19 protein-coding genes are annotated in these 25,410 nt (G+C 72.3%); 9 read left to right on the top strand and 10 right to left on the bottom strand.

From position 1 onward, the window contains the following. The first annotated feature begins 274 nt into the window (after positions 1–274). Together ACFWBY_RS30560 and ACFWBY_RS30555 are read left to right on the top strand one after the other, a co-directional pair. Positions 275–1,978 carry an MFS transporter gene (locus ACFWBY_RS30560; protein WP_385335321.1) on the top strand — a complete coding sequence of 568 codons (1,704 nt, stop codon included), beginning with the start codon at positions 275–277 and terminating at the stop codon, positions 1,976–1,978. A gap of 120 nt (positions 1,979–2,098) precedes the next feature. Next, positions 2,099–3,268, top strand: a complete 1,170-nt coding sequence (locus ACFWBY_RS30555) for an acyl-CoA dehydrogenase family protein (protein WP_385335323.1) — start codon at positions 2,099–2,101, stop codon at positions 3,266–3,268. A gap of 46 nt (positions 3,269–3,314) precedes the next feature. Here the strand turns inward: ACFWBY_RS30555 and ACFWBY_RS30550 are convergent, their stop codons facing one another. Then, positions 3,315–3,767, bottom strand: coding sequence for a cell division protein SepF (locus ACFWBY_RS30550; protein WP_214947996.1), 453 nt, complete (start codon positions 3,765–3,767; stop codon positions 3,315–3,317). A gap of 284 nt (positions 3,768–4,051) precedes the next feature. Between ACFWBY_RS30550 and ACFWBY_RS30545 the strand changes: the two genes are divergently transcribed. The 4 genes from ACFWBY_RS30545 to ACFWBY_RS30530 all read left to right on the top strand — a co-directional run bounded on the left by ACFWBY_RS30545 (position 4,052) and on the right by ACFWBY_RS30530 (position 7,816). Further along, positions 4,052–5,200 carry a DUF5685 family protein gene (locus ACFWBY_RS30545; protein WP_385335326.1) on the top strand — a complete coding sequence of 383 codons (1,149 nt, stop codon included), beginning with the start codon at positions 4,052–4,054 and terminating at the stop codon, positions 5,198–5,200. 202 nt (positions 5,201–5,402) lie between these two features. After that, positions 5,403–6,227, top strand: a complete 825-nt coding sequence (locus tag ACFWBY_RS30540) for a DUF1684 domain-containing protein (RefSeq protein WP_385335328.1) — start codon at positions 5,403–5,405, stop codon at positions 6,225–6,227. A gap of 192 nt (positions 6,228–6,419) precedes the next feature. Continuing rightward, entirely contained in the window at positions 6,420–7,244 is an 825-nt protein-coding gene (locus ACFWBY_RS30535; protein ID WP_385335470.1) for a S1 family peptidase, read from the top strand. A 92-nt stretch (positions 7,245–7,336) separates the two neighbouring features. Then, positions 7,337–7,816 (top strand): hypothetical protein, encoded by a 480-nt coding sequence (locus tag ACFWBY_RS30530; RefSeq protein ID WP_385335330.1) that lies wholly within the window; start codon positions 7,337–7,339, stop codon positions 7,814–7,816. A gap of 84 nt (positions 7,817–7,900) precedes the next feature. Here the strand turns inward: ACFWBY_RS30530 and ACFWBY_RS30525 are convergent, their stop codons facing one another. The 8 genes from ACFWBY_RS30525 to ACFWBY_RS30490 form a co-directional block, all read right to left on the bottom strand. Further along, a complete protein-coding gene (locus ACFWBY_RS30525; RefSeq protein WP_385335332.1) occupies positions 7,901–8,797 on the bottom strand; it encodes a DUF4231 domain-containing protein in 897 nt (298 codons plus the stop codon). Positions 8,798–8,871: 74 nt separating this feature from the next. After that, the gene (gene fxsT, locus ACFWBY_RS30520; RefSeq protein WP_385335334.1) at positions 8,872–12,873 is read right to left on the bottom strand and encodes an FxSxx-COOH system tetratricopeptide repeat protein; all 4,002 of its coding nucleotides are present in this window, start codon (positions 12,871–12,873) and stop codon (positions 8,872–8,874) included. Further along, a complete protein-coding gene (locus ACFWBY_RS30515; RefSeq protein ID WP_385335472.1) occupies positions 12,857–14,302 on the bottom strand; it encodes a TIR-like protein FxsC in 1,446 nt (481 codons plus the stop codon). Before ACFWBY_RS30515 ends, fxsT begins: the two co-directional genes overlap by 17 nt. 43 nt (positions 14,303–14,345) lie before the next feature. After that, positions 14,346–15,092 carry an aminoglycoside N(3)-acetyltransferase gene (locus tag ACFWBY_RS30510; protein WP_385335335.1) on the bottom strand — a complete coding sequence of 249 codons (747 nt, stop codon included), beginning with the start codon at positions 15,090–15,092 and terminating at the stop codon, positions 14,346–14,348. Between the two features lie 53 nt (positions 15,093–15,145). Continuing rightward, positions 15,146–17,422, bottom strand: a complete 2,277-nt coding sequence (gene fxsBH, locus ACFWBY_RS30505; protein ID WP_385335337.1) for a radical SAM/SPASM protein FxsBH, inactivated beta-hydroxylase extension form — start codon at positions 17,420–17,422, stop codon at positions 15,146–15,148. Positions 17,423–17,451: 29 nt separating this feature from the next. After that, on the bottom strand, positions 17,452–17,616 hold the full coding sequence (fxsA, locus tag ACFWBY_RS30500) for an FxSxx-COOH cyclophane-containing RiPP peptide (protein ID WP_385335339.1): 165 nt from the start codon (positions 17,614–17,616) through the stop codon (positions 17,452–17,454). Positions 17,617–17,905: 289 nt separating this feature from the next. Continuing rightward, on the bottom strand, positions 17,906–18,808 hold the full coding sequence (locus tag ACFWBY_RS30495; protein WP_385335474.1) for an alpha/beta fold hydrolase: 903 nt from the start codon (positions 18,806–18,808) through the stop codon (positions 17,906–17,908). Between the two features lie 347 nt (positions 18,809–19,155). After that, positions 19,156–19,713, bottom strand: coding sequence for a TetR/AcrR family transcriptional regulator (locus ACFWBY_RS30490; RefSeq protein WP_385335476.1), 558 nt, complete (start codon positions 19,711–19,713; stop codon positions 19,156–19,158). Between the two features lie 213 nt (positions 19,714–19,926). Between ACFWBY_RS30490 and ACFWBY_RS30485 the strand changes: the two genes are divergently transcribed. Together ACFWBY_RS30485 and ACFWBY_RS30480 are read left to right on the top strand one after the other, a co-directional pair. Continuing rightward, positions 19,927–21,324, top strand: a complete 1,398-nt coding sequence (locus tag ACFWBY_RS30485; RefSeq protein ID WP_385335341.1) for a purine-cytosine permease family protein — start codon at positions 19,927–19,929, stop codon at positions 21,322–21,324. 116 nt (positions 21,325–21,440) lie between these two features. After that, complete coding sequence (locus ACFWBY_RS30480; RefSeq protein WP_385335343.1) at positions 21,441–23,093, top strand: amidohydrolase; 1,653 nt, start codon at positions 21,441–21,443, stop codon at positions 23,091–23,093. 45 nt (positions 23,094–23,138) lie between these two features. Here ACFWBY_RS30480 and ACFWBY_RS30475 read toward each other — a convergent pair whose 3' ends face one another. Beyond that, complete coding sequence (locus ACFWBY_RS30475) at positions 23,139–24,239, bottom strand: DUF3533 domain-containing protein (RefSeq protein WP_385335345.1); 1,101 nt, start codon at positions 24,237–24,239, stop codon at positions 23,139–23,141. Positions 24,240–24,497: 258 nt separating this feature from the next. On the opposite strand from ACFWBY_RS30475, the gene ACFWBY_RS30470 reads away from it, so the two are divergent. After that, the gene (locus tag ACFWBY_RS30470; protein ID WP_385335347.1) at positions 24,498–25,358 is read left to right on the top strand and encodes an esterase/lipase family protein; all 861 of its coding nucleotides are present in this window, start codon (positions 24,498–24,500) and stop codon (positions 25,356–25,358) included. The last annotated feature ends 52 nt before the right edge of the window (positions 25,359–25,410 follow it).

The following is a 25,410-nucleotide window of genomic DNA, read 5'->3' as shown; positions in this document are numbered from 1 at the left end:
CGAAGGCCGACGGGCGGGGCCGCGGGTGTACGCGTGCGGGCGGGCGCGCGTGCGCACCCGCGGGGAAGGGAGGGGTGGCGTGAAACGAGTGGCGCACACCACAGCGGAGCCCGCGCCGGGATGAGAGCTTGACCACGTGTCGGACAGCCGAACTCGCGTACGCTGACCCTTCACTCGCATGTCGACGCCGGACCCCGCAGGACGCCACCGACCCCTCTCGTGGCTCGAAGACGCCGGTCCGCCGAGTGCGAGGGACCACCTGGGAGGTACATGCATGTCGGGGACGAACGTGGCCGGCGACAGGAACCCTTCCCCCTGGCAGCGACTGCGGCGACTCGGCGCGGCCTCCGGCGGGGCCAACCGCTGGGCCGTCCTGGCCGTCCTGTGCGTGAGCCTGGTGCTCGTCGCGCTCGACGCGACGATCCTGCACGTCGCCGTCCCCTCCGTCACCGAAGACCTGCGGCCCGGCCCGATGGAACTGCTGTGGATCGTCGACGCCTACCCGCTCGTGTGCGCCGCCCTCCTGATCCTCTTCGGCACCCTCGGTGACCGCGTAGGCCGGCGCCGCGTCCTGCTCCTCGGCTACGGGCTCTTCGGCGCGGCCTCGGCCGTGGCCGCCCTGGCCGACAGCGCGCAGGTCCTCATCGGCGCCCGGGCCCTGCTCGGCGTCGGCGGCGCGATGATCATGCCGGCCACCCTGTCGATCCTGCGCCAGGTCTTCCCCGACCGGCGCGAACGGGCCCTCGCCATCGGCATCTGGACCGCCGTCGCCGCCATCGGCGCGGCCGGCGGACCGGTCCTCGGCGGCTTCCTGGTCCAGCACTTCTGGTGGGGCTCGGTCTTCCTCATCAACATCCCGCTGATGATCCTCATCCTGCCGCTCGGCCGGTGGATCCTGCCCGAGTCCAAGGGGTCCTGCGACGGTCCGTGGGACGTGCTCGGCGCGCTCATGGCCGCCGGCGGAGTGCTCGGCGCGGTCCTCGGCGTCAAGCGGATCGGCGCGGAACGCCAGCTCGCCGACCCCGGAGCGCTGATCCCGCTGCTGGTCGCGGCGGCCCTGCTGGTGCTGTTCGTCCGCCGGCAGAAGCGGCGCGCGCACCCGCTGATCGACATGCGGATGTTCTCCCGGCCGGCCTTCACCACGTCGGTGGGCTGCATCGTCCTGGCGATGCTGGCGCTGGTCGGGCTGGAGCTGATCGCCGTCCAGTACCTGCAGCTGGTGCTGAACCTGAGCCCGCTGGAGACCGGGCTGCGGCTGCTGCCGCTCACCTTCGCCGCGATGGCGGCGGGCGCCACCGGCTCGTACACGCTGGCCCGGACCGGGCCCCGGCGGATGGTGTCGCTGGGCTTCGTGCTCACCGCCTTCGCCGTGCTGCTGCTGACCCTCATGGGCCAGCACGACCGGCCGGTGCTCCTGACGGTGGGCTTCGTCCTGCTCGGCTTCGGGCTGCAGACCACGCTGTTCGCGGCCTACGAGTCGATGCTGAGCGAGGCGCCGGCGGCCACCGCGGGCGGCGCGGCCTCGATAGGCGAGACCTCCTACCAGCTGGGCGCGGGCATGGGCATCGCGCTGCTCGGCAGCGTGATGAACGCGGCCTACGCGCCCGGCCTGGCCCGGGTGCCGGGCGTGAGCGCCGCCGAATCGGCGGGCGCCGCGCACTCGCTGGGCGAGGCCTACCAGATCGCGGCGCGCCTCGGCGGCCCCGCGGGGGACTCGCTCTACGCGGCGGCCCGGCACTCCTTCGTGCACGGTCTGCACGTGACGCTGCTGGTGAGCGCGGTCCTGCTGTTCGCGGGGGCGGCGATGGCCCTGAGGCTGCCGCGGGCCATGGAGTGCGCGGAGCCCGGGAGCGGGCCCGAGGCCGGGCCGGTACGCGTGCCCGCGCAGACGGGGGCCGGGCCGACCCCGGGCGCGCGGATCCCGGCGCAGTCCGCGGCCGAGCCCGGCCGTGATCCGGCGGTCGGCCACCCGGCCTGACACCGGACCCGACGCCGGCCCGCCGGCCCGGCCGGGGAAAGCCGGGGGTGGACCCGGGGCCGGGGCACGGACAAACTTGCAGCGCTAGGTTCCACCGTCCGGCCTGCCAGGAGGCGCTCCGTGTCCTTCGTTCCCACCGATCCGCTCGGGCTCGACGAGCTCCTCACGCCCGAGGACCTCGCGATCCGCGACACCGTCCGCGACTGGGCCGCCGACCGCGTACTGCCGCACATCGCCGAGTGGTACGAGAACGGCGAGCTGCCCGACATCCGCGAGCTCGCCAAAGAGCTCGGAGCGCTCGGAGCCCTCGGGATGTCGCTCCAGGGATACGGCTGCGCCGGCGCGAGCGCCGTCCAGTACGGGCTCGCCTGCCTGGAACTGGAAGCCGCCGACTCGGGGATCCGCTCACTGGTCTCCGTGCAGGGGTCGCTCGCGATGTACGCGATCTGGAAGTACGGCTCCGAGGAGCAGAAGCAGCGCTGGCTGCCCGGCATGGCCGCGGGCGAGCTCATCGGCTGCTTCGGACTGACCGAGCCGGACGTCGGCTCCGACCCGGGCGCGATGCGTACGTACGCGAAGCGCGACGGCACCGACTGGGTGCTCAACGGGCGCAAGATGTGGATCACCAACGGAAGCGTCGCGTCGGTGGCCGTGGTGTGGGCGCAGACCGACGAGGGGATCCGCGGGTTCGCCGTACCCACGGACAGCGCCGGCTTCTCCGCGCCCGAGATCAAGCACAAGTGGTCCCTGCGCGCCTCGGTCACCAGCGAGCTGGTCATGGACGACGTACGGCTGCCCGCCGACGCGGTGCTCCCGGGCGTCAGGGGCCTCAAGGGGCCGCTCGGCTGCCTCAGCCACGCGCGGTACGGGATCGTCTGGGGATCCATGGGCGCGGCCCGTGCCAGCTTCGAGGCGGCACTGGACTACGCGAAGACGCGCGAGCAGTTCGGGCGGCCGATCGGCGGGTTCCAGCTCACCCAGGCCAAGCTCGCCGACATGGCGCTGGAGCTCCACAAGGGGATCCTGCTCGCCCACCACCTCGGCCGGCGCATGGACGCGGGCACCCTGCGCCCGGAGCAGATCAGTTTCGGCAAGCTCAACAACGTCCGCGAGGCCATCGAGATCTGTCGCACCGCGCGGACGATCCTCGGTGCCAACGGGATCTCGCTCGAGTACCCCGTGATGCGGCACGCCACCAACCTCGAATCGGTCCTCACCTACGAGGGCACCGTCGAGATGCACCAGCTGGTGCTGGGCAAGGCGCTCACCGGGCTCGACGCCTTCCGTTAGGCCAGGGAGGACCGGGGGAACCGGAGGCGGCCGGTGAGGGCCTCGCTCAGCTCTGGTTGAAGAAGTCGCGTGAGCGGCCGCCGGACTCGCCGCTCACGATCTGGGTGTCGGCCGGGGTCAGCAGGAAGACCCTGGTCGCCACCCGCTCGATCGAACCGCGCAGGCCGAAGGTCAGACCGGCCGCGAAGTCGACCACACGCTTCGCGTCGCCCGGGTCCATCGACGACAGGTTCACGATGACCGGGACGCCGTCACGGAACAGCTCGCCGATGCCGCGGGCGTCACGGAAACCGTCCGGCGTGACCGTCGCGATGCGGCGGCCCTGCTCGACGGCGGACTCCGACGCCACCTTGACGCGCGGGTCCGTGACCCACTGCTCGCCGGGGCCGACCACCGAACCCCCCTGCGGGGCCTCCGCGTAGTCGTCGTCGTAGTAACGCTCGTCGTCGCTGTCCTCTACGAGACCCAGCCAGGCACTCGCCTTGCGCACCGAACCCATGGACGCCTCCTTTCATCGCGGTCAGTCTGTCTTCTCTTCCGCGTCCCTATCGTCGTCCATGATGCTGACAACGCGCCAAGTGGATAGTCGCCGCGCAGGGGTTTCGTGACGGTACTGGTGCAGAACATCCGTTGCACGGTCAAGGATCCTGGCGGCTGCCGCTGCTGACTGAGTGAAAATACGACGAGTGCCGCCGTGCGGGTGACCGAGGGGGACGTACGGGTGAAGCTCCGTGCTCGCTACGATGCCCGTCGAGCACGCGTATGACACACCGGGGGATCATCATGTTCGGCATCGTCAGGCCCTGCACGCACCGGCTGGGGGAGCGGTTCAAGGCGGAGTGGACGGCCCATCTGTGCGGGCTGTGCCTGGCACTTCGGGGTGACCACGGCCAGTTCGCGAGGATCGTCACCAACTACGACGGGCTCCTCGTCTCCGTCCTGACGGATGCTCAGTCCGGGCCCGCCGCGAGCGGCCGGCGCACCGCCGGACCCTGTCCCCTGCGCGGGATGCGCACGGCGACGGTGGCCCAGGGCGAGGGGGCCAGGCTCGCCGCCGCCGTCTCGCTCGTACTGGCCTCCGCGAAGGTCCGGGACCACGTGGCCGACCGGGACGGGCTGTTGGCCCGCGCCCCGATCGCCCTCGCCGCGCGCCGGGTGGCCCGGGGCTGGGACCGGGCCGGCGCCCGCACCGGGGCCTCCCTCGGCTTCGACACGGGCGTGCTCGTCGACGCCGTGGACCGGCAGGCGGGCATCGAGACCCTGGCCGGCATCGGCACGCCGGTGCTCGTGGTGACCGAACCGACCGAGACCGCGACGGCCGCCGCCTTCGCCCATACCGCGATCCTCGCCGCCAAGCCAGGCAACGCCCCCGCGCTCGCGGAGGCGGGCCGCTACTTCGGCCGGCTCGCGCACCTGCTGGACGCCGTCGAGGACCAGGCCCGCGACGCGGCGGAGGGTGCCTGGAACCCGCTGACCGCCACCGGAACCTCCCTCGCCGAAGCGCGCAGGCTCTGCGACGACGCGCTCCACGGCATCCGGCTGGCACTGCGCGAGGCGGAGTTCACCGACGCCGGCCTGGCCCACCGGCTGCTCGTGCACGAGCTGCGCACCTCGGTGGACCGGGCCTTCGGGACCGCGGGCTGTGCCCACACCGTGACGGACTCCGTCGGGCAGGGCGGCTTCGGCCCGCCCCCGGTCGGCTTCGGCCCGCCGCCGCCCCCGCAGAAGCCGCGCCGCGGGCTGCTGGCCGGCTGCGCCGTGGCCATAGGACTGTTCTGCACCTGCCAGCTGTGCTGCACGGAACACGAGGGCCCGTGGTCCCGCGAGAAGAAGGAGGCGTGGTGCGACAACTGCGACTGCGGAAACTGTGACTGCGGAGGCTGCGACTGCGGGTGCGGCGACTGCTGCTGCTGTCCCTGCGACGGCTGCTGAGGGACTTTCGGCTCGGCTCGCCCCCGCCTCCATTCCGCCGGTACCGCGCCTCGACCGCGGCTCCGCCGAGACTCCACCGCGCCCCGCCGGGACTCCACCGCACTCCGCCGGGACTCCGCCGAGGCTCCACCGCGGCTCCGCGCAGGCCCGGACGGCGTACCTCGCGGTTTCCGGCGGGTCCGGCGTGGAAGGGTTGAGCGGCATGAGCGCTGACGCAGACGACGCGGACGATCCGGCCACCGCCTGGAAGCGGTGGCACGAGCACCGGGTGGCCACGGTGTCCGCCCCCTACGGGCCCCTCTCGCTGACCGGCACCCACTGGCTCGCCGACTACCCGGAAGGTCGAATTCCGGCCGTTCCGGGCCGCTGGCTCGTCACCGGCGGAGGGGTGGCCCTGACCGCGGCCCCGCAGGACGGGATCCGCCTGGACGGCGAGCCCCTCGACGGTGGCGCGGTTCTCGCCGCCGACGATGCCCCGCCCTCGCACTCCCGGGTCGCCGCCGGCGACGTACGCCTGGTCGTGCTCCGGCGCGAAGGGGACTGGGCGGTACGCGTCTTCGACCCCGCCGCCCCGGGCCGCGCGGCCTTCACCGGGATCGAGGCCACGCCGTACGACCCGGCCTACGCCGTGCCGGGGCACTTCCGCTCCTACGGCGAGGAGCGGACCGTCCAGGTGGAGAACGCCGACGGACGTTCGCGAGGGCTGGGGCTCGGAGGCGAGCTCAGCTTCGATTTCGGGGGCGCCCGCCACGCCCTCCAGGTCTCCGTGGACGCGGAGGACGGCGGTCTCTGGGCCGTCATCGGTGATGCGACGGGGGGCCGGTCCAGTTACCGCTTCCGTTTCCTGAGGCCCGGAACCCCTGCGGCCGACGGCTCGATCGCCGTGGACCTCAACCGGGTCCAGCTGCCGCCCTGCGCCTTCGCGGACCACTTCGTCTGCCCGTTCCCGCCGCCCGGGAACACCCTGCCCTTCGAACTCGCGGCGGGTGAGAGGCGGCTGAAAGGCGCCCTTGCCCACGCCATGTGAGGCCAGCACACTCCCGACAGCGTCTCTCGGGGCTTGTCAGGGGCACGACGAAAGGCCTTGCGCCGTCGTGCTCCGGGCAGCCCTCCACGGGCTCCGGCACCCCACTACGGCCGGGCCCCCGATCCCCTCGGAGGACGACAAGTGAGGATCACCCGCATCATCCGCTCCAAGCTCTTCGCCGCGGCCACCGGCATGGCGGCCGTCGCCACCCTCGCGGCCCCCATCACCGCGCACGCGGACAGCGGCCTCAGCGCCGACCGGCTCGCCTCGGTCGGAGCCTCGGTGCTGCGCGCCGACGTGGCCGGCACCGCCTGGCACACCGACCCCGCCACCGGGACCCTCGTGGTCACCGCGGACTCCACCGTCTCGGCCTCGGACATCGCGAGGATCCGCCGCGAGGCAGGAGCGGACGCGGCCGCGCTGCGCATCGAGCGGACCCCCGGCAAGCTGACCAAGCTGCTCTCCGGCGGGGACGCCATCTACGCGTCCAGCTGGCGCTGCTCGCTCGGCTTCAACGTGCGCAGCGGCAGCACGTACTACATCCTGACCGCCGGTCACTGCACCGACGGCGCGGGCACCTGGTGGAGCAACTCCTCGCACACCACCGTCATCGGGTCCACGGTCGGCTCCAGCTTCCCGACCAACGACTACGGCCTGATCAAGTACGCGAGCAACTCCCCGGTGCCCCCCGGCACCGTCGGGAGCCAGGACATCACCAGTGCCGTCAACGCCACCGTCGGCCTGGCCGTGAAGCGGCGCGGCTCCACCACCGGCATCCACAGCGGCTCGGTGACCGGCCTCAACGCCACCGTCAACTACGGCGGCGGCGACATCGTCTACGGGATGATCAGGACCAACGTCTGCGCCGAGCCCGGCGACAGCGGCGGCCCGCTCTACTCCGGCACCCGTGCGGTGGGCCTCACCTCGGGCGGCAGCGGCAACTGCTCCTCGGGCGGCACCACGTTCTTCCAGCCGGTCGTCGAAGCGCTCAACGCGTACGGGGTCAGCGTCTACTAGACCCATGCGCCCCCGCCGCACCCCTGGACGTCCTCCCGCCTTCTGGGAGGATGTCCAGGGCGTACGTGCCTACGGGGGAGGCAGGTTTCCACATGAAGCGAATCGGCGTGACGGGACACCGCTCGATTCCGGACGAGGCGCTCGACCACGTCGAGGAGGGCCTGCGGGCCGTGCTGAGGGGCCACGAGGGCCCGCTGGAGGCGTTCTCCAGCCTCGCCGACGGCGCCGACCAGATGTTCGCCGCCATCGCGCTGGAATGCGGCGCGGACCTCACCGTGGTCATCCCCAGCGGGGACTACGAGGAGGGCTTCGAGGGAGCCGAGGCCCTGGACCGCTACCGCGGGCTCAAGCGACGGGCCACCCAGGAGGTCCGGATGGACTTCCCCCGCTCCACCGACGAGGCCTACTACGCGGCCGGCACCTACATCGCGGACACCTGCGACCGCCTCGTGGCCGTCTGGGACGGGCTGCCGGCCCGCGGGCACGGCGGCACCGCGGAGATCGTCGCCTACGCCCGGGCGCTCGGGAAGCCGGTCACCGTGATCTGGCGCGAGGGCGTGGTCCGGGACTGAGCACGCCCCGGGACCGAGCACGCAGCACGCCCCGGGAGCGTGCGCGCGGCCCGGCGACCCGGGCCGCGCGCGTACGGCGAGGACTCAACTGCTGTGCCGGGCCAGCCAGTCCGTGTGCTGCGGGGAGACGTAGCGCTCGGTCTCGTAGACGGAGGACGGCCACTGGGACTCGGTGATGGTGGTCTGCATCACGACCATCATCGCGGAGAGGTCCTGCTCGATCAGTGTGTGCGCCTCGATCAGCGGGTGGTGGCGCCGTACCTCGTTCCAGGCGATCCCGGCCGCCGCCGCCGCGCTCAGCAGCCCGGTCAGTTTCGGCCCCGGACCCGAACCGAACGCCCCGATCAGCGCGAACAGCAGCGCCAGGCACGTCAGCAGCACGATCGACCACGACCACAGCGCCGTCGCCCGTCGCGACACCTCCGTCTTGCGCTGGTACCAGTTGCGCTGTTCGATCAGCCGGTCGCGCACGTAGGTCTCCCTGCGGACCTGGTAGTCGAGGCCCCGCAGCCGGTGCATCGCGCCGGTGATCTCCCCGCCCTGCGGCACCAGCCCCGCCGCCCGCGGATCCTCCCAGCCCATCTTGCGCAGCTCGTCGAGACCCGCCTCCAGCCGGGTGCGGTACGTGGCCTCGGGCCCGGGGACGTCACTGCCGAAGGGCGCTCCGTGGACGGCGTACCGCCAGGCCAGCGACTTGATGAACTCGGCCGCGCTGCGGTTGAGCTGCCACTGCGGGCGGGCCCGGCGCCGGGTCGCCCGTACGCCCACCGCCAGCACCCCGGCGTAGGACAAGGTGCTCAGCAGCCCGAACAGGTACAGCGACCCGAGCCGAGGCCCCTCGGACAGCGCGGCCGCCGCGGCCGCCGCGACGAGCAGCACCAGCTGGGCTCGGGTGGCCTGGGTGGACTCCCGCTGCCGGGATATCGCGGCCTGGTCGGTGTGGTGGAAGAGGGCAGGCAGGTCCTCGTTGCGAAAGGTCATGCTGTCACTCACAGCGAACCCCCCAGTCTGATATCGGTTCGGGGGCGGCTCCCGCGGGAGCCGCCCCCTCGGAATCACACCGCCAGCGGCTCCAGGTCTCGGTGGACCCGCCGCTCGTCACGCGCGTACCGGGTCAGGCCGTGGTCCTCCCCCAGCAGCCGGGTGAGCTCGGCCACCGCCTCGGTCCGTACCCGGTTGGCCTCTTCCTTGCGCCCCATCATGTCCAGGCTGACCGCCATGTTGGAGGAGCTCGCCAGGGTCTCCGGGTGGTGTACGCCCAGCGCCTCGCGCAGCCGCATCACCGAGATCCGCTCCAGCTCCAGGGCGCCCTCCGGATCTCCCAGGTCGGCTCGGGCGTTGGCCAGGTTGAGGTTGGCGAAGATGGTGTGCGGGTGGTTGTCCCCGAGCACCACGCGCATGTGCTGGATCGTCTGGCGGAGCATCGGCTCCGCGGTATCCGCCGCCCCCGTGCCCCAGTGGAACACCGCGAGGTTGTTGACCGCGGCCAGGGTGTACGGGTGCCGCTCGCCCGGCACCTTCATGAACTCCTCCACCACCTCCTGGGCCAGGCTCCGTGCGGCGCCCGGGTCTCCCGTCGCGAACAGGTCGGAGGCCAGGTTGAGTTCGCAGGCGAGGAGGTCGGGGTTGACCGAGGTGTACTTGGCCCGGTAGCGGTTGCGGGTCGCCGTCGTCAGCCGCAGCGCGTCGTCCACCTCGCCCGCCCGGCGCAGCGACACCGCCAGGTTCTTCGCCGCGGACAGGGTGCCCGGGAAGGCCCGGCCCAGCGTCCGCTTGTAGATGTCGTACGTCCGGCTCAGCAGCTGCACCGAGTCGTCGTAGCGGCCGACCTCGCGCAGGTCGCGGGCCAGGTTCTGGGCCGAGGACAGGGTGTACGGGTGGTCCGCGCCCAGTACTTCGGTGCGCCGGTCGAAGACCTCCTGGTCGATCTCCCTGGCGCGCGCGTACTGGCCGACCATGCGCAGGTTCAGGGCCAGGTTGTTCGCGGCGGCCAGGGTGCGGGGGTGTGCTTCGTGGAATATCTGGCTGAAGCCCTCGTGCGCGTTCGTCGCCAGCTCCATCGCCTCGCCGTACTGGCCGAGCGCACCCAGGTCCATCGCCAGACCACTGGTGGTCATGTAGGTGTGCGGGTGCGAGGGTCCCAGTACCGTCCGCTGCCGTTCCAGCGTGACCTCGCCCAGCTCCTTCGCCTCCACGAACCGGCCCTGCGAGCGCAGGATGTTGGAGAGGTGGAAGCGCAGGTAGAGGTACTGCAGGTCGTCGCCGCCCAGGGTCTCCCGCCAGGTCTCGCGCAGCTCCTCGCCCAGCGCGTAGGCCGCCTTGAAGTCTCCGCGCTTCCAGAGGTAGCGCACGCGGTCGATCAGCAGCCGGCGGGTCTCCGGCTCCTTGCAGAAGCGGGCCTCCGAGGGGGTCAGGTGCGGCCAGATGGTGTTGAACCGCGGCCAGGTCTCGGGGTTGTCTATTGGCTCGTCGTCGTCGGGCCGGGCACCCGCCAGGATCTGGTGCACGGCGTGCCGGGCCTCGCGCTGCTCCTCCTCGGTCAGCTGGGCCCGGATCACGGCCTGGACCAGGCGGTGGACCTGGATGCTGTTGCCGACCTGGTCGACCTTGGCCATGGCGAACCGGCCGATCTCCCGGATCACCCGGCCCAGCATCAGCTTCTCCTGGAGCGAGGAGTCGTACGGCTTCAGCGCGTTGATCATGGCCTTGCTGTAGAGCAGGTTCGCCGATATCGGCTCCGGCGCGAAGAAGGCGCACAGCTGCAGCAGCCGGACGGCGGCGGGGGAGCGCGACTGGAGCCGTTCGATGGACACGTTCCAGGTGGCGGCCACCGGCTCGGGGTAGCCGGGGGGCTGGTTCAGCCCCAGCACGCGGGCGGCCTGCTCCGCCAGCTGTTCCAGGTACGCGGACACCGGCGTCGCGGTCTCCGCGATCCACGCGCCCGCCTGCTCGACGGCCAGCGGCAGGTCGCCGACCGCGACGGCCACTTGCTCGGCGTCCTCCTTGCTGAGGCCCGGGGCCCGGCGCTGGAGGTGCTCGATGGACTCCTCGCGCAGGAACACGTCCACCGGCAGGGCGTCCCCGTACTGGGACCAGGACTGGTTGCGGGAGGTGACGAGCACGTGCCCCGGGCCGCCCGGCGGGAAGAACCGCTTGAGGGTCTCGGGGTCGTCGGCGTTGTCGAAGACCAGCAGCCAGCGCGAGGTGGGCACGCCGCGCCGCAGCAGGTCGATCGCCTCCTGGGAGGCGGCCGACATGTCCTCGCCGGTCTGCGCGCCCAGGCGTACGGCCAGTTCCGCGAGGGCCGCGACCACGTCGTCGGTCTGTTCCGCGGAGATCCACCACACCAGGTCGTAGTCGGCCATGAAGCGGTGGACGTACTCCAGCGCCACCTGCGTCTTGCCGACGCCGCCGAGCCCGAACAGGGTCTGCGGCTGGGGCAGCACGACGGCCATGCCACCGCCGAGCTGGTCGCGCATCCGCTCCAGCACGATGGAGCGGCCGGTGAAACCGGGATTGCGGGGCGGCGCGTTCCAGATCTTGGGAACGGTCCCGGGGAAGCGGGGGCCGGGCGCCGAGGCGCTGGCCACGCTGTCGGGCAGGGCCATCGGCCGCTCCACCGCCCGCAGCAGCGCGGTGGTCGCGTGGACCTCGTCGAGGCGGAAGAGGTCGACCGGGTTCCGGTCGATGTAGGGCGTGGCGAGCCGTACGTCGCCCACCCTCAGCGGCACCAGCTGGCGCCGGCCCCCGGTCGGGTCCTCGGAGGCGGCCCGGTTCCACACGTCCACGGCCCGGGCCGACTTGAGGTAGGCACTGGAGAGCAGCACCACGGTCCGGGCGGCGGTGTCGACGCTGATGCCCGCCCCGCCGATGGTGTCCCCGGACGACGAGGAGGCCGGGGCCCGTTCAGCGGAGACGTCCTTGGGCACGACCCGGAAGCCGGCCCGGGTGAGCACCGATTCGATCCAGTCGGCCCACATGCGGTTCTCGGCGACGTAGGAGAGGAAGAGGTCGGCGGGCAGGGCCGGGCGGCGGCGCGTGAAGGCGTCCCGGATCCGCATCCGGACCTCTTCGGCGATGGCCGGCATGGAGACGATCTCGCCCTCGGTGACCACGGCGGTGAGCCGTTCGAAGGCGGAGAGCAGGGAGTTGGTGAGCCCGGCCTCGTCCCCGAAGGTCGCCAGGGTCTCCTCGTAGGCGTAGTAGGGGCGGTAGGGGATTTCCACCGCGCCCCAGTAGGAGGTGAGTTCGTCCCCGATCAGGCCGTTGGGGAAGCGGTCGAACTTGATGCGGGCCAGCGCGCGGCCGGCGTCGGCCTTCTCCTTCTCGCCCTCGTCGATGCGCATCGGGACCGGGTAGATCTTGATGCCGCGGTCGTTGAAGCGTTCGTCGATCTGCCGGGCCACGGAGGCGGCGCCGTCGATGGACTGGTCGGAGAGGGTGAAGCAGTCGACCAGGACGTCGGGGAGGTGGACGGTGCAGATGTCGGCTATGTCGGAGAGTCCGGTGCGGCTGTCGATCAGGACGTAGTCGTAGTTGCGCTTCATGTCGGCCCGTAAGGCGTCGAAGAAGAGCCCGCCGCCGAGGCGGTCGTAGAAGTTGTCCCAGTCGAAGGTGGAGACCGTTGCCGAGTACTCGCGGTTCTGCCGGCCCGCCGAGACGAAGTCGAGCGTGCCGCCGTCGGGGAACTCCCAGCCGAGGGTCTCGGGGGTGAGCGAGACGGCGTGCGGCTGGATCCGCGCGTAGTCCTTGTGCCAGTCGTCGGGGCGCTGCACCGGGCTGGTGGCCGCCCACGCGTACTCGCTGATCAGGTCGATCACCCCGGTGGTGGCACCGAGGGTGGAGGGGTCCAGGAAGGGGTGGAAGAAACGGTGCAGACCGGGGGCCTCCAGGTCCCAGTCCACGGCGAGGACCCGCTTGCCGTTGGCGGCGAGGATCCAGGCGGTGTTGGCCAGCGCCATCGTGCGGCCCGTGCCGCCCTTGTACGAGTAGAAGGTGACGATGCGCCCCTCGCGCTGTCCGTCACGGCTGTTCTGGCTGTCACGACTCGCTGTCATCCGCGTCCCCCCGGTCGTTGTCGTCGCTGTCGTCGGGCCCCGAGGCCGCTCCGGCTCCGTCGGCCGTGCCTTCCGTGCCCGCCGTGCCTGTCGTGCCCGCCGTGGCGCCCGCGTTCGGCGGAAAGGGCGGCCGCGGGGTGGCCGGCGGTCCGTTCATCCCCATCGGCCCGAGCAGCCGGGGCCGTTCGGCGCCCCCGGTGGGACTGCCGGCGGGCGGGTAGACCTGTGCGTGCCTGAGGAACTGCTGGGCGGCCGCCTCCACCACCTGCGGCAGGATCTGGCCGAGCGTCTCCATGTTGGCCACGCCGTTGGCGGCGGCCCGGCAGGCGGCCCGGCCCTGGCTCATCTTGACGGGCATCGTCTCTTCGAGCCGGTGGGCCAACTCGCTCTCCTTCGCGCGGCTCTGGTGGTCGTAGCGGTTCCACGGCACGACCACGTTGATCCACGGGCGTGACTCCAGGTCGAAGGCGGCGAGGCGCTGGCGGCGCTGCTCGTCCTCCACCGCCCACCGGTCGACGATCAGGATCTCGGGCCGGGTCGGCGGCTGTTTCGAGTCGAAGTGCCCGGCCTCGTCGTCGAACGACCCCACGCTCGTCTGGTAGTTGAGGTTCCTGACCAGGTCCTCGGCCACGTAGGCGATGGGCCGCTGCGACACCGGGTGGTACGGGTTCCACTCCAGCGCGCTGTCCCCGTAGTACTCGGGGCTGCGGCCCTCCGGCAGATCGTGCCGGGACGCGGCGGCCACGGTGACGTGCAGGGTGCGCGCGGTGCTGCTCGGGGAGCCGAAGGCGCTCGGCACCAGGCGGTAGTCCAACGGGCGGATCGGATCGAGCCGGACGGTCTCGGCGACGCGCACGATGCGCTTGGCGAGTTCGTAGACGGCGCTCTCGTACTGCTCGGCGTATCCGCGCAGTTTGATCAGGCCGTACAGCCCGTCGGTGACGTACCGCTCGCCGAAGGTGTTGTGGTTGAACTGCAACCTCTCAGCCGGGAGCGGTAGTTGGGAGGGCGGGACCGGCACCCATAAAGCGGGCACGATGGCCTCGGCCGGCTGGTTGCTGAGCGCCTCGTGCTGGATGGCGCGCTGCGCGAAGGCGAACCACTCCTTTCCGCACATCTCGCTGGCGAAGTACCGTGGCGAGAACAGGGGTACGAAGACCCGGCAGGTGGCGAGCGCCGCGCCGAGCCTTTCCGACCAGCCCTCGCCGCTGCGTATCTCCCGGTCCATGAAGCCGGCTTCGGCTCCCGCGGGAAGGTTCGTCAGCGCCATGACGTGGCTGCAGAGGTCGCGGAAGAGCCGCTCCACCCACATGTCCGGATCGGGTCCTCCCGCCCCGAACCTTGGTGTATGCGCATAACTGAGAAAAAAATAGGGCTGCACTGATGCGGGCACACGACCCCCGTCCCGAAGATGCGAGCGAAGAAACATCATTCCGGAGCTGCTTCGCCACATCCCCTCATGGTTCAGTCAATCAGCGTCTGTTTTCGGTCATCCATTCAAGCGCGTGATCGACGGCATCCGGAAGCGAGAAGAGCATGGCCGGTGCTCTCCCCACATACCCCCTGTGTACCCGGTCTTCCGGGAACGACCTGCCGATCTCGGCGAAATCGCTGTCATCCAGCGCGGTGTCCTCGTACGCGGTCCACCCTTCCCCCTCGGACTCTCCCGGCTGCCCCCCGACGAGCCCCGGAAGGTTCACCTTCACCACACACTCGTACATGCGCAAGGGGCGCTGCGGAATTCGATACTCCGCGAGATGAAAGGCGGTGCAGGCGGAAAAGCCCACATTGATCATGAGCACCCCCCATCCCTCCCCGCACATCTTTCCCAAGGGTGATTCCTCGCCCAAATGGCTGGTCAGAGGGTGTCCCGCGCACAGTTTTCGGGAACCCTCGCCGACCGCGGCGAAAGAGGTCTGCGGATGCCCGCTGCGCGCGGCCCCCGGCGCGGTGCGCACCACCTCGGCGAGGGCCCCCATGCCGTGGCTCGGTGTGCGCTCCGGGTCGAAGGCGGGCATCCGTTCGCGAAAGGCCCGCACCCCTTCCTCGGAGAGGCCCGCGATCCGCTCCAGGTGCGCGCTGGAGGTCTTCGAGTTCTCCGGGGTGAAGGCGGGCACGGCCAGGGTGCCGCGCGGGCCGAGGACGCCGAGCAGGGCGTCCCGCACGGCCTCGGCGCGCAGCCCCGTACCGCCGAGGGCCGCATGCGCCAGGAGGCGCATGCCGGGGCGGACGCCGAGCCGCCGGAGCTGGGCGCCCGGCCCCGGGAGCGGACTCACGCGTCGACCGCCTTGAGTTCCCAGCGCAGTTGCTCCACGAGCCGGCTGCCGGTGGTCGTCAGCTCCGCCGCCCCCGACAGACGGTCCAGAGCCCGGTTGATCCGCTCCGCCCCGCCCGGCTCCGCGCTCGCCGTCGCCCGGCGGTAGGCCTCCACGGCGACCCGCTCGTGTACGTCGGCCAGCAGCCGGGACACGGGTACCGGACGCTCCCGCCACGGCGAGGGGTGCTGCCACTCCCCGTCCAGCGCGTACAGGTCGGCCACCTCGGTCAGCGCCTGCAGCCGGGCCCGCCGCCATCCGGTCAGCAGCGCGAGCGCGGTCTCCGCGACCCCCGCCGCGTACGGCACTCCGAGCGCGCCGGGCCCGTGCCGCCCGGCCTCGCCCCAGCCGCCCGCCCGCGGGCCGCCCGCGAGCGGGGTCAGCGTGGTCAGTCCGGCGGCGGCGGCCAGCGCGAAGTCCGGCACCGAGGCGTGCAGCAGTGCCCAGGCCCCGTCGAGCCGCTCCCGCCACTCCTCGGCCTCCCCGGCGCCCAGCCGCAGCCGGGGCGGGCGGGCGAAGCAGTTGCGATGGGGGTCCAGGTCCTCCAGGGCCACCGGGGCGGCGTCCGGCCCGGGCGACCAGGTCCGTACGGGCTGCCAGCGTGCGTCTCCCGCGGCGGGCCCGAAACGGTGCTCCGAGCGGCTTCCCTCCCGTACGGCGTACCCGTCCTCGGTGGCGTACAGCGCGGCCCTCCCGTCGGTGCCCGGTTCGCCCAGGCGCAGCAGCCCGAGCGTCGGCAGGTAGACCTCGCCGTCCCGGTAGGCGACCTCCGCGGGCAGGTCGAGCCCACCGCGCAGGACGGCGGCGGCGGCCAGGGCGCTCAGCCGGCGGGCCGCCCCCGGCCCGTCGCCGCGTCCTTCGCGCCCGGCGTCGAGACAGGCCATGACCCAGGTCCGGGTGAAGGGGTGGGCCAGTACGGCGTCCAGCGCGTCCGCGCCCGGGTCCCCGGCCCGCTCCACCGCGCTCAGCACGCCCCAGGCCCGGTCCCAGTCGGGATCACCCGTACGGCCGTCGTTCAAGAGGGCGAGCAGGTCCCGGGTCAGCTGCTCCTGGGAGGCGGCGAGTACGGCCGGGTCGGACAGCTCGGGCGCGCTCGCGCGGACGCTCGTACGGCCGGCCACGCCGTCGACGAGTTCGCGCAGGTCGGTGCAGTAGACGGAAGGGTGGTCGAAGCTACCGTCCCCGGCCGGGTCGGCCGGGTCCGGCTTGTAGCGGTGCGTGTAGAGGCCGCCTCCGCACGAACGCACGACGGGGCACCGGCGGCAGGTACCGCTGACACCCGCCAGGCCGAGCTGCCGGGCGCGCACCCCCGGGTGGGACGCGACCAGGTCGAAGGCGTGGTCGAAGACGTTGAACCCGGTGGCGGCGGCGCCCTCGAAGGCGCTCTTCAGGGAGTCGACTTGCTCCAGGGTCCCGTCGGTCTCCACCACGACGAGGTCGGTGGGCGCGAGCCCCAGGGACTCGGTGAGGCTGGGCCCGCCGCCCAGGGTCGAGAACAGCGAGTCGAAGAGCCGTACGGGGACCGGCCGCCCGCGGCGCTCCCAGTGGTCGAAGACGCGCAGCAGCCAGCGCGCGTAGGCGTCGGGGGCGTCGTCCGGCCGGACCGGGGGTGTCTGCCAGGTGGCGTGGGGGAGCAGGAAGTCCACGCGCGGCGGAGCCAGTTCCACGAGGGCGTCGAGCACGGCGACCGGGTCGTTGGCCACGTCGACGGTGCAGAGCAGGCCTTGGTAGAGGTGCCGGTAGGGATCGGTGCGCAAGAGGTCCACGGCGGCCAGGACGAGCGGGTGGCTGGTGCGGCCGTCGGCGAAGCGCCGGTGGCGGTCATTGGCCGCGCGGTCTCCGTCGAGGGAGACGCTCACCTTGACGCCGAATTCGGCGAAGAGGTCGAGATAGCGGGTACCGAGCTGGAGCCCATTGGTGTGAATGCGCAGGTCGAGGGCGGCGACGCCGTCGAGGGCGCGGGTGAATTCCTCGCAGACCAGCCTGAGTCGGCTGGTCCCCGCCAGTAGCGGTTCCCCTCCATGCAGGATCACTGTGACGGAGGGAAGTGCGTGTGCGCGCGCATGTTCGGCGAGCCGCGACGCGGTGTGGGAAACGACCTCGGGGGAGATCACCTTCGGTCGGGCTCGCCAGCTCTGATCTGCGTGTTCATAGACATAGCAATGATCACAAGCAAGATCGCATCTGCTGTGAACTTTCAGGACGATCTCGCGAAATGCGATCAGGCCGGTCATTCCACCAGTCTAGAGCGCGTACTTCCGGGTCAGAGTGCAGAGTTGAAGATCGGCGCTTGAACCTGCCGACCGGATTCCGTGGGAAGGACGCGACCCAGGGCGGCGGCCGCGCGCGAACCGCGGACGTCGATCCGGTCGAGCGGGACGCGACGGACCTTGACGGTGCCGGTCGGGGGGGTTGCGGAGGTGTTCATGACGCCGTCCTCGGGGAGGTCATGGGGAATGGGCAGGGTTGACATCGACAATAAGTCGGTGCCTGGCGCGGACTTTACCTGCCTGCGGACCCTTCGGCGTGCTAAACGCCCGCGGGTGGGCGACAACCTGAGCTGTCGTCCACCGGCGTGTGACGGCTGGTCAAGCGTCTTTGGGAAGTCTGAACCGAACGGGACGGGTCCGAGTATTCGGCCGTTTGCCCGACGGCAAGATCCTTTTCCTTTCCGGCGGCGCCCGCTCCGGGGGTGCGGGCGGCCTCCGGCGCCGGCGCTATGCCGGCTGCTGTTCGCTCACGGGCGGGACGGGCAGGTCCCTGAGCAGCCACGTCAGCACGTCGGGCAGCGCGCGCAGCGCCGCGAAGTGCGCGGCGGCCGGGTCGATCGTGGTGGTGGCGCCGGGGATCCTGCGGGCCAGCCAGCGGGAGTGGCCCACGGGCGAGAACACATCGAGCTCTCCGTGCCAGATCAGCACCGGGCAGCGGATGTCGGCGGGGTCGAACCCCCAGGGGGTCGAGAAGGCGATGATGTCGTCGATCCAGCCGTAGGCGGAGGTGCGGACCCCCTCGCGGTAGTTGCGCAGCAGCATCCCGCGCAGGCCCGCGTCCGCGACGATCATGCGGTCGCTGGCCGTGAGCTCGCGGCGCAGCTCGTCCAGGAGCCGTCCCGGGTCCGCCGCGATGCCGGCGGCGCGCGGGATCAGCCGGGCCGCGAGCTCCTCGGGGTCCCGGCCGGCCGTCGAGTACTCCAGCACGTTCGACTCGGCCATGCCATCGAACCAGTCCAGGTCCTCCGCGTCCCGGGGGGCGAGGGGGACCAGGGCCGCCGTCCGGGTGACCCGCTCGGGGAGCAGGGCGGCGCAGGCCAGCGCGCCGGGACCGCCGCCGGAGCGGCCGGCCACGGCGAAGGTGTCCAGGCCCAGGGCGTCGGCGATCGCGGCCACGTCCCCGGCCACGTCGGCGACGGTGCGTCCCGGATGTCGGTCGGAGCCGCCGTAGCCGGGCCGGTCGTAGGCGATGAGCTGCATCCGGCGCTGGTAGAGGACCATCCCCCGGGGCGCCGGCCCCAGGCGGCTTCCGGGCATGCCATGGAGCAGGAACACGGGTTTGCCGTACGGATCGCCCCAGCGCTCCACCGTCAGACTCCGTCCGTCCGCCACGCGCACCTGACTGCGCACGCGCACCCCCCTCATGGTCGCCGCGACTCGTCACGGTGATTGTGCTCGCTGTGGGAGGAGCGCGGTAGGGCGCACTTCGCGCGCAATGGGAGCTCCCGCCGTGGCGGACGGCTGGAGGGTGCACGGACTGGTCCAGGACGCGTCGGGCGCGGCGCGCCCGACCGATTCTCGTCGCTCGGCCTGGAGCGGGTCGGGCCACATCCGAGCCGGGCCGGGTCGGGTCGGGGCGTGCGGGCCCGGGGCGGGCCGGGTCGGGGCGTGCGGGCCCGGGGCGTGCGGGCTCGGGGCGTGCGGGCTCGGGGCGCGCGGGCTCGGGGCGCGCGGGCCCGGGGCCGTGGAGGGGCGCCTCAGGTGTGCGGGACCAGCAGGGCCGCCGCCGAGCGGGCGCGCTCCATCGACGCGGTCCGGTCGGCGCCGCGCTGGCCCAGCACCACGCGGGTGCTCAGCCCGTCCAGCAGGGCGAGCAGCTCCGAGGCGCGGGCCGGGACGTCGAGGCCGGGGGCGAAGCGGCCCTGCTCCACGCCCTTGGCGAGCAGCGCCTCCAGGTCCCGCTGCCAGCCGTCGTCGATCTCCTGCTGGGCGGCGCGCAGCGGCTCGTTCGCGGGGATGCGGGCCCACAGTTCGATCCAGAGCGTCCAGCGCGGGTCGCGGGGTCCGCGCGGGAGGTACAGCTCCAGGAAGAGCGCGAGCTTGCGGTGGGCGGTGACCCGGCGGGCCAGCAACGCACTGCGTTCCCCGGCCAGTTGCTGCTCGCTCCAGCGCAGCGCGGCCAGCAGCAGCCGGTCCTTGCTGCCGAAGTAGTACAGGATGTGGCCGCCGCTGGTGCCGAGCCGTTCGGCGAGCGCGGACATGGTGAGCGTCGCGAGCCCGTCCTCGGCGATCGCCGTCATGGCCTCTTCCAGCATCCGCTCCTGGGCGATCAGCCCGTCGCGCCGACGTGCCGCTCCCGCTGCTCCTGCCACCCGGACCCCCTTCCCGATCTTCGTGGGCCGACCTTATCCCGGACAGGGTCTTGACGGGCCTCGATTCGCGGCGCATCTTGAATGCCATTCAAGAACTTAGAACGTCGTTCAATATCGGCGTCGCGGTTCGCCAGGTCGAAGGTCAGGGGCAGACGCATGGCGCAGCAGGAGACGACGGCCGACGTCGACGAGGTCTTCAGAGTCGAGACGCACGGCATCGACCCCATCCCCGACGCCGAACGGCACGGCGGAGCCATGGACCTCTTCTGGCTCTGGTTCGGCTCCAACCTCACCTTCACCTACGTGATCAACGGCGCCCTCGCCGTCGCCTTCGGGCTCTCCTTCTGGCAGGCCACCGCCGTGGTCGTGATCAGCGGGCTGTCCTTCTTCGCGGTCAGCGCCGCCGGCCTCAGCGGCATCCGCACCGGCACCGCCACCCTGGTCATCTCCCGCGCGGCCTTCGGCGTACGCGGCAACTGGCCGGCGGGGGTCCTCAACTGGGTGGTGAGCATCGGCTACACCATCGTCAACACCGTCGTCGGCACCCTGGCCCTGGAGGTCTTCTTCGCCGAAGTCGGACTGGGCGCAGGAACCTCGGTACGAGCCCTCGCGCTCGGCGTCACCCTCGCGCTCACCTTCGCCGTCGCCATGTGGGGCCACGCCACCGTGCAGTTCGCGGAGCGCTGGATGGCCTACGTGCTCGCCGTGGGCTTCGGCGCCCTCCTGGTCTTCGTCCTGCCCGGCGCCGAGACCGGCGCCCCGGCCGACGCCGTGGTCCCGGGGCTGTCCGGCTGGAGCCTGGCCTTCGTCGTGATGCTCGCGGGGCCCTTCTCGTACCTGCCGATGCCCTCCGACTACACCCGCTACCTGCCCCGCACCACCACGCTGAAGTCGATCACCTGGGCGGGCGCGCTGGGCGGCTTCGTCTCCTCCGTCGCCCTCGGGATCGCGGGCGTCGCCGCCGCCACCCAGACCGATATGACCGACGCCGTCGCCGGAGCCGGGAGCCTGCTGCCCGGCTGGTTCGAGCCGCTGTTCCTGGCCCTCGTCCTGGGCGGCTCCGTCACCAACTCGATCATCACCCTCTACTCCTCCAGCCTGAACCTCCAGGTCCTCGGCATCCCGTGGAGCCGGGCCCGGGCCATCGTGATCAGCGCCGCCGTGACCGCCGCCGGCTCGCTCGCCGCGCTGTTCCTCACCGACTTCACCACCTCGCTGCTCTCCTTCCTCTCCCTCCTGATCATCGTGTTCGCCCCCTGGGGCGGAGTCTTCCTCGCCGACATGCTGATGCGCCGCTGCCGCTACGACGCGGACGCGCTGCACGCCGGGAGCGCGGGCGCCTACTGGTACCGCGCCGGCTACCACCCGGCCGGAATGGCCGCGCTGCTCGCCGGCATGACCTTCGCCGCCCTGACCTGCGACTCCGAGCTGTGGACCGGGCCGCTGGTGGCCCCGCTCGGCGGAGCGGACCTCACGCTGCTCGGCTCGGTCGTCTCCGGACTCACCTACTGGGCGCTGGCCCGGCGGGTGCCCGCGTACGCCAGGGCGGCTTAGCCCGCCTCTTCCGGCTTCCGGTCGCCCCGCCCCGCACGGGGCCCCGGCCGGCCGGGCCCCCTCTACCCCACCTCCGCACGGCTCGCCCGTGTCCCTCTGCACAGGAGCACCACCCCATGGCACACCCCGCCCCCGCCGACCTGCTGCTCACCGGAGCCCGCGTCCACACCGTCGACCCCGGCCTGCCCGAGGCCGAAGCCCTCGCCGTGCGCGACGGGCGGATCGTCTGGGTCGGCCCGGACGCTCAAGCCGAAGCCTGGGCGGGGCCCCGTACGGAGCGGATCGACGCGGGCGGCCGACTGGTGCTGCCCGGCTTCATCGACGCCCACAACCACGTCCGGCTCGGCTCCGACGACGCGTGCGTGCAGCTCGCCGGGGTGCGGACGCTGGACGCCATCCTCGACCGGATCGGCGAGTGGCGCGAGGCCAACCCCCACGCCGAGTGGATCGAGGCCGAGGCCTTCGACTACTCCGCGATCCCGGGCGGGCGCATGCCCACCGCGGCCGACCTGGACCCGGTCACCGGTGACACCCCGGCGATCGTGCTCTCCTACGACGTGCACACGGCCTGGCTCAACACGGCGGCGATGCGCCGGCTCGGAGTCGCGAAGGACCGTACCGACCTGCCCTTCGGTACGGCGGCCGTCGACCCGCTCAGCGGCGAACCCACCGGATTCGTCAAGGACTTCGCCATCAAGGGCCTCTCCCGCGACGGTCACCGCGCCCTGCGCGACCTGGGCGTGCCGTGGGCCTCTCCGGACCGGCAGTACGGCCGCCTCGCCAAGAGCCTCGACGACGCGATCGGCTTCGGCATCACCACGGTCGTGGAACCGCAGAACTCCCTGGACGACCTGGAACTGTACGAGCGGGCACGCGCCGAGGGCCGACTGCGCTCGCGGATCGTGGCCGCGCTGTTCCACCCGCGCGGCACGACCGGAGAGGACCTCGACCTCTTCGAGGCGGCGGCCCGCGTGTACGCCGGGGACCGGCTGCGGGTGGGACCCCTGAAGCTCTACATCGACGACGTGGTGGAGCCGCGCACGGCCGCGCTGCTGGAGCCGTACACCGGCTGCGGATCGCACCGCGGCGAGACCTTCTACCCGGCGGAGGAGTTCGCGGAACTCCTCACCGCGCTGGACGCGCGCGGCTTCCAGTGCTTCGTGCACGCCACGGGTGACCGGGGCATCCGCACCGTCCTCGACGCCGTGGAGCGCGCGCGGAAGGTCAACGGCCCGCGCGACGCCCGCCACCAGGTCGTCCACGTGGAGTGCCTGGACCCCGAGGACGTCCCCCGCTTCGCGGAGCTCGGGGTCGTGGCCTGCATGCAGCCCCGCCACTGCGCGCCGGAGATCGCAGGCCCCGGCCAGGACTGGGCGCAGAACGTGGGCGCGGAGCGCTGGCACAAGGCGTGGCCGATGCGGAGCCTCTCTGAGGCCGGGGCGGTACTGGCGTTCTCCAGCGACTGGAACGTCGCCGAGATGGACCCGATGATCGGCATCTACACGGCGCTGACCCGGCGCCCGCTCGGCGGCGGCGACCCGTGGCAGCCGGCGGAGACGGTGGACGCGGCGACGGCGGTGTACGGCTACACGATGGGCTCGGCGTACGCGAACTTCCTGGACGCGGACCGGGGCTCCCTGACGGTGGGCAAGGCGGCGGACTTCGTGGTCCTGTCCCGGGACATCCTCGCCGTCGCCCCGGAGCGGATCCCGGGCACGGTCGCCGAAACCGTGGTGGTCGCGGGCGAGGTGGTGCACCGGGCGGGCTGAGCCCGTCACGGCGCCGGCGCCGGCCGGCCGCGAAGGCGGGAGGGGTCACCGGATCCCTTCCTTGTCGGGCAGCGCGTCCCCGTCGGGGCCCTCGGGGAGACCGCTGCCGACCGCCGGTCCCGCCTTGCCCCGGTGCAGGACCGCGCAGGCCACGGTGACCACCGACCCGAGGACCGCCCATCCGGCCAGGACCAGCGCCGGCCCGCCCGCGCCGTTGCCCTTGAAGTACGCGATCGAGCGCGCGGCGTAGGTGCCCGCACCCGGCGGCAGGGCCGGGCCGATGGCCCTCCAGAACGGCGGCAGCAGCGGGTAGGCGTAGGCGCCGCCCGCGCTCGGATTGCCCAGGACGACCACCAGGAGGATCGCGAGGCCGATGCCGACGACGCCCGCGAGGCCCTGGAGGGCCAGGGTGATCGCCCCGACCGTGAAGACGACGAGGGTGCCGAGTCCCCACAGGGCCATGATGCTGCCGGGCTGCGCGCCCAGGACCGGGCCGGCGATGACCGAGCCGAGCAGTCCGGCGGCGACGGCGTATACGAAGAGCGCGCCGAGCCGGATGACGGCGCGGGAGGCGTTCGCGGGCCGGGCTCCGGCGCTGATCGCGAGGATCGCGGCGCACAGGTAGCCGCCCACGCACCAGCCGACCACCAGGTAGAAGGAGGTCAGGCCGCGCGCGTCGCCCGCGTCGGCGGGAGCCACGTCGACCATCAGGACGGTGCGGCCCTGCGCCTTTTCGGCGCGGCCGACGATCTCCTCGAGGGCCTGCGACAGGGACGCCCCGCCGCCGCTCGCCACCAGCAGCTTGTCCGTCGTGCCTGCCGGGTCGATGACCAGCGCGCCGTCCACGTCCCGGTTGCGGATCTGTTCGAGCGCGGCCGCCTCGTCCCCGACCGCCCGGGCGTCGAGCGGTGTGCCGGGCAGCCGCGAGAGCTGCTGCGCGGACCGCTCGGCGACCGGCCCGGCCACGGCGAAGGGGATCTCGCTGGGCTTGGGGTGGTGGAAGGCCCCGACGTACGAGGTGATGAAGGCGAGCTGGAGTGCGAGCACGCCCAGGACCAGCAAGGCGGCCCGGGTGGTCACGGCGTCCTTGATCTCGGCGAGGAACCCGCCGGACTGCCCTGAGTCTGCGTTCGTGGGCTGGTTCATGTCTCACACGCTCGGCGTACCGGCGGCGCCACGCAGCAGGGGCGGGCCGAACGGATGACGGCGCTCCGGGCGGCCCCCACCGGACGGTTCCCGCGGAACCCGTCTCATCTTTTACCGACGCGTAACTTCCCTGTGTTGCTACTCACCCGTAATTTAACGGCAGCAGCACCCCTTGTGATCCGGATCACGGGATGAACCCCCACGTAATTCCCGCGCCATCCCCTCGTTACTCCCCTTGACCCGCAAGGAGATCACACGATGCTGCCCTGGAGACGCCTGCTCCGCCCGCTGGCCGTCCTCACCCTGACCACCGCCGCTCTCGTCGCCCCCACAGGCGGAGCACAGGCCGCCGCCGCGCCGAGCAGCGGCTGGAACAACTGGTCCTGCAAGCCGTCCGCCGCCCACCCCCGGCCCGTCGTCCTCGTCCACGGAACCTTCGGGAACTCCGTGGACAACTGGCTAGGCTTCGCGCCGTACCTCGTCCACCGGGGCTACTGCGTCTACTCCCTCGACTACGGGCAACTGCCCGGCGTGCCGTTCTTCAACGGACTCGGCCCCATCGACAAGTCGGCCGGCCAGCTCGACACCTTCGTGGACAAGGTGCTCGCCTCCACGGGCGCGGCCGAGACCGACATCGTCGGCCACTCCCAGGGCGGCATGATGCCGCGCTACTACCTGAAGTTCCTCGGCGGCGCCGCCAAGGTCAACGCCCTGGTCGGGCTCGCCCCCGACAACCACGGAACCACCCTCGCCGGGCTGACCCGGCTGCTGCCGTACTTCCCCGGAGCCGAGGACCTGATCAGCACCGCCACCCCCGGACTCGCCGACCAGATCGCCGGATCCGCCTTCCAGAACAAGCTGAACGCGGGCGGGGACACCGTCCCCGGCGTCAGGTACACGGTGATCGCCACCCAGTACGACGAGGTGGTCACCCCCTACCGGAGCCAGTTCCTCACCGGGCCGGACGTCCGCAACGTGCTGCTCCAGGACCTGTGCGTGGTGGACCTGTCGGAGCACGTGGCCATCGGGCTCACCGACCGGATCGCCTGGCACGAGGCGGTCAACGCCCTCGACCCGGCGCACGCGGAAAGGACCACCTGCGCGTCGGTCTTCTCCTGACGGCGCCAGGTCGTCTCTTTCGGATCTTGGCGGGCCCGGCACGATCCGAAGG

It is taken from the genome of Streptomyces sp. NPDC060049 (genome assembly GCF_042736715.1).
In the GTDB taxonomy this organism is placed as follows: Bacteria; Actinomycetota; Actinomycetes; order Streptomycetales; family Streptomycetaceae; genus Streptomyces.
The sequence above is the reverse complement of the archived record's forward strand: the minus strand, read 5'-3'. Positions and strand labels throughout refer to the sequence as shown.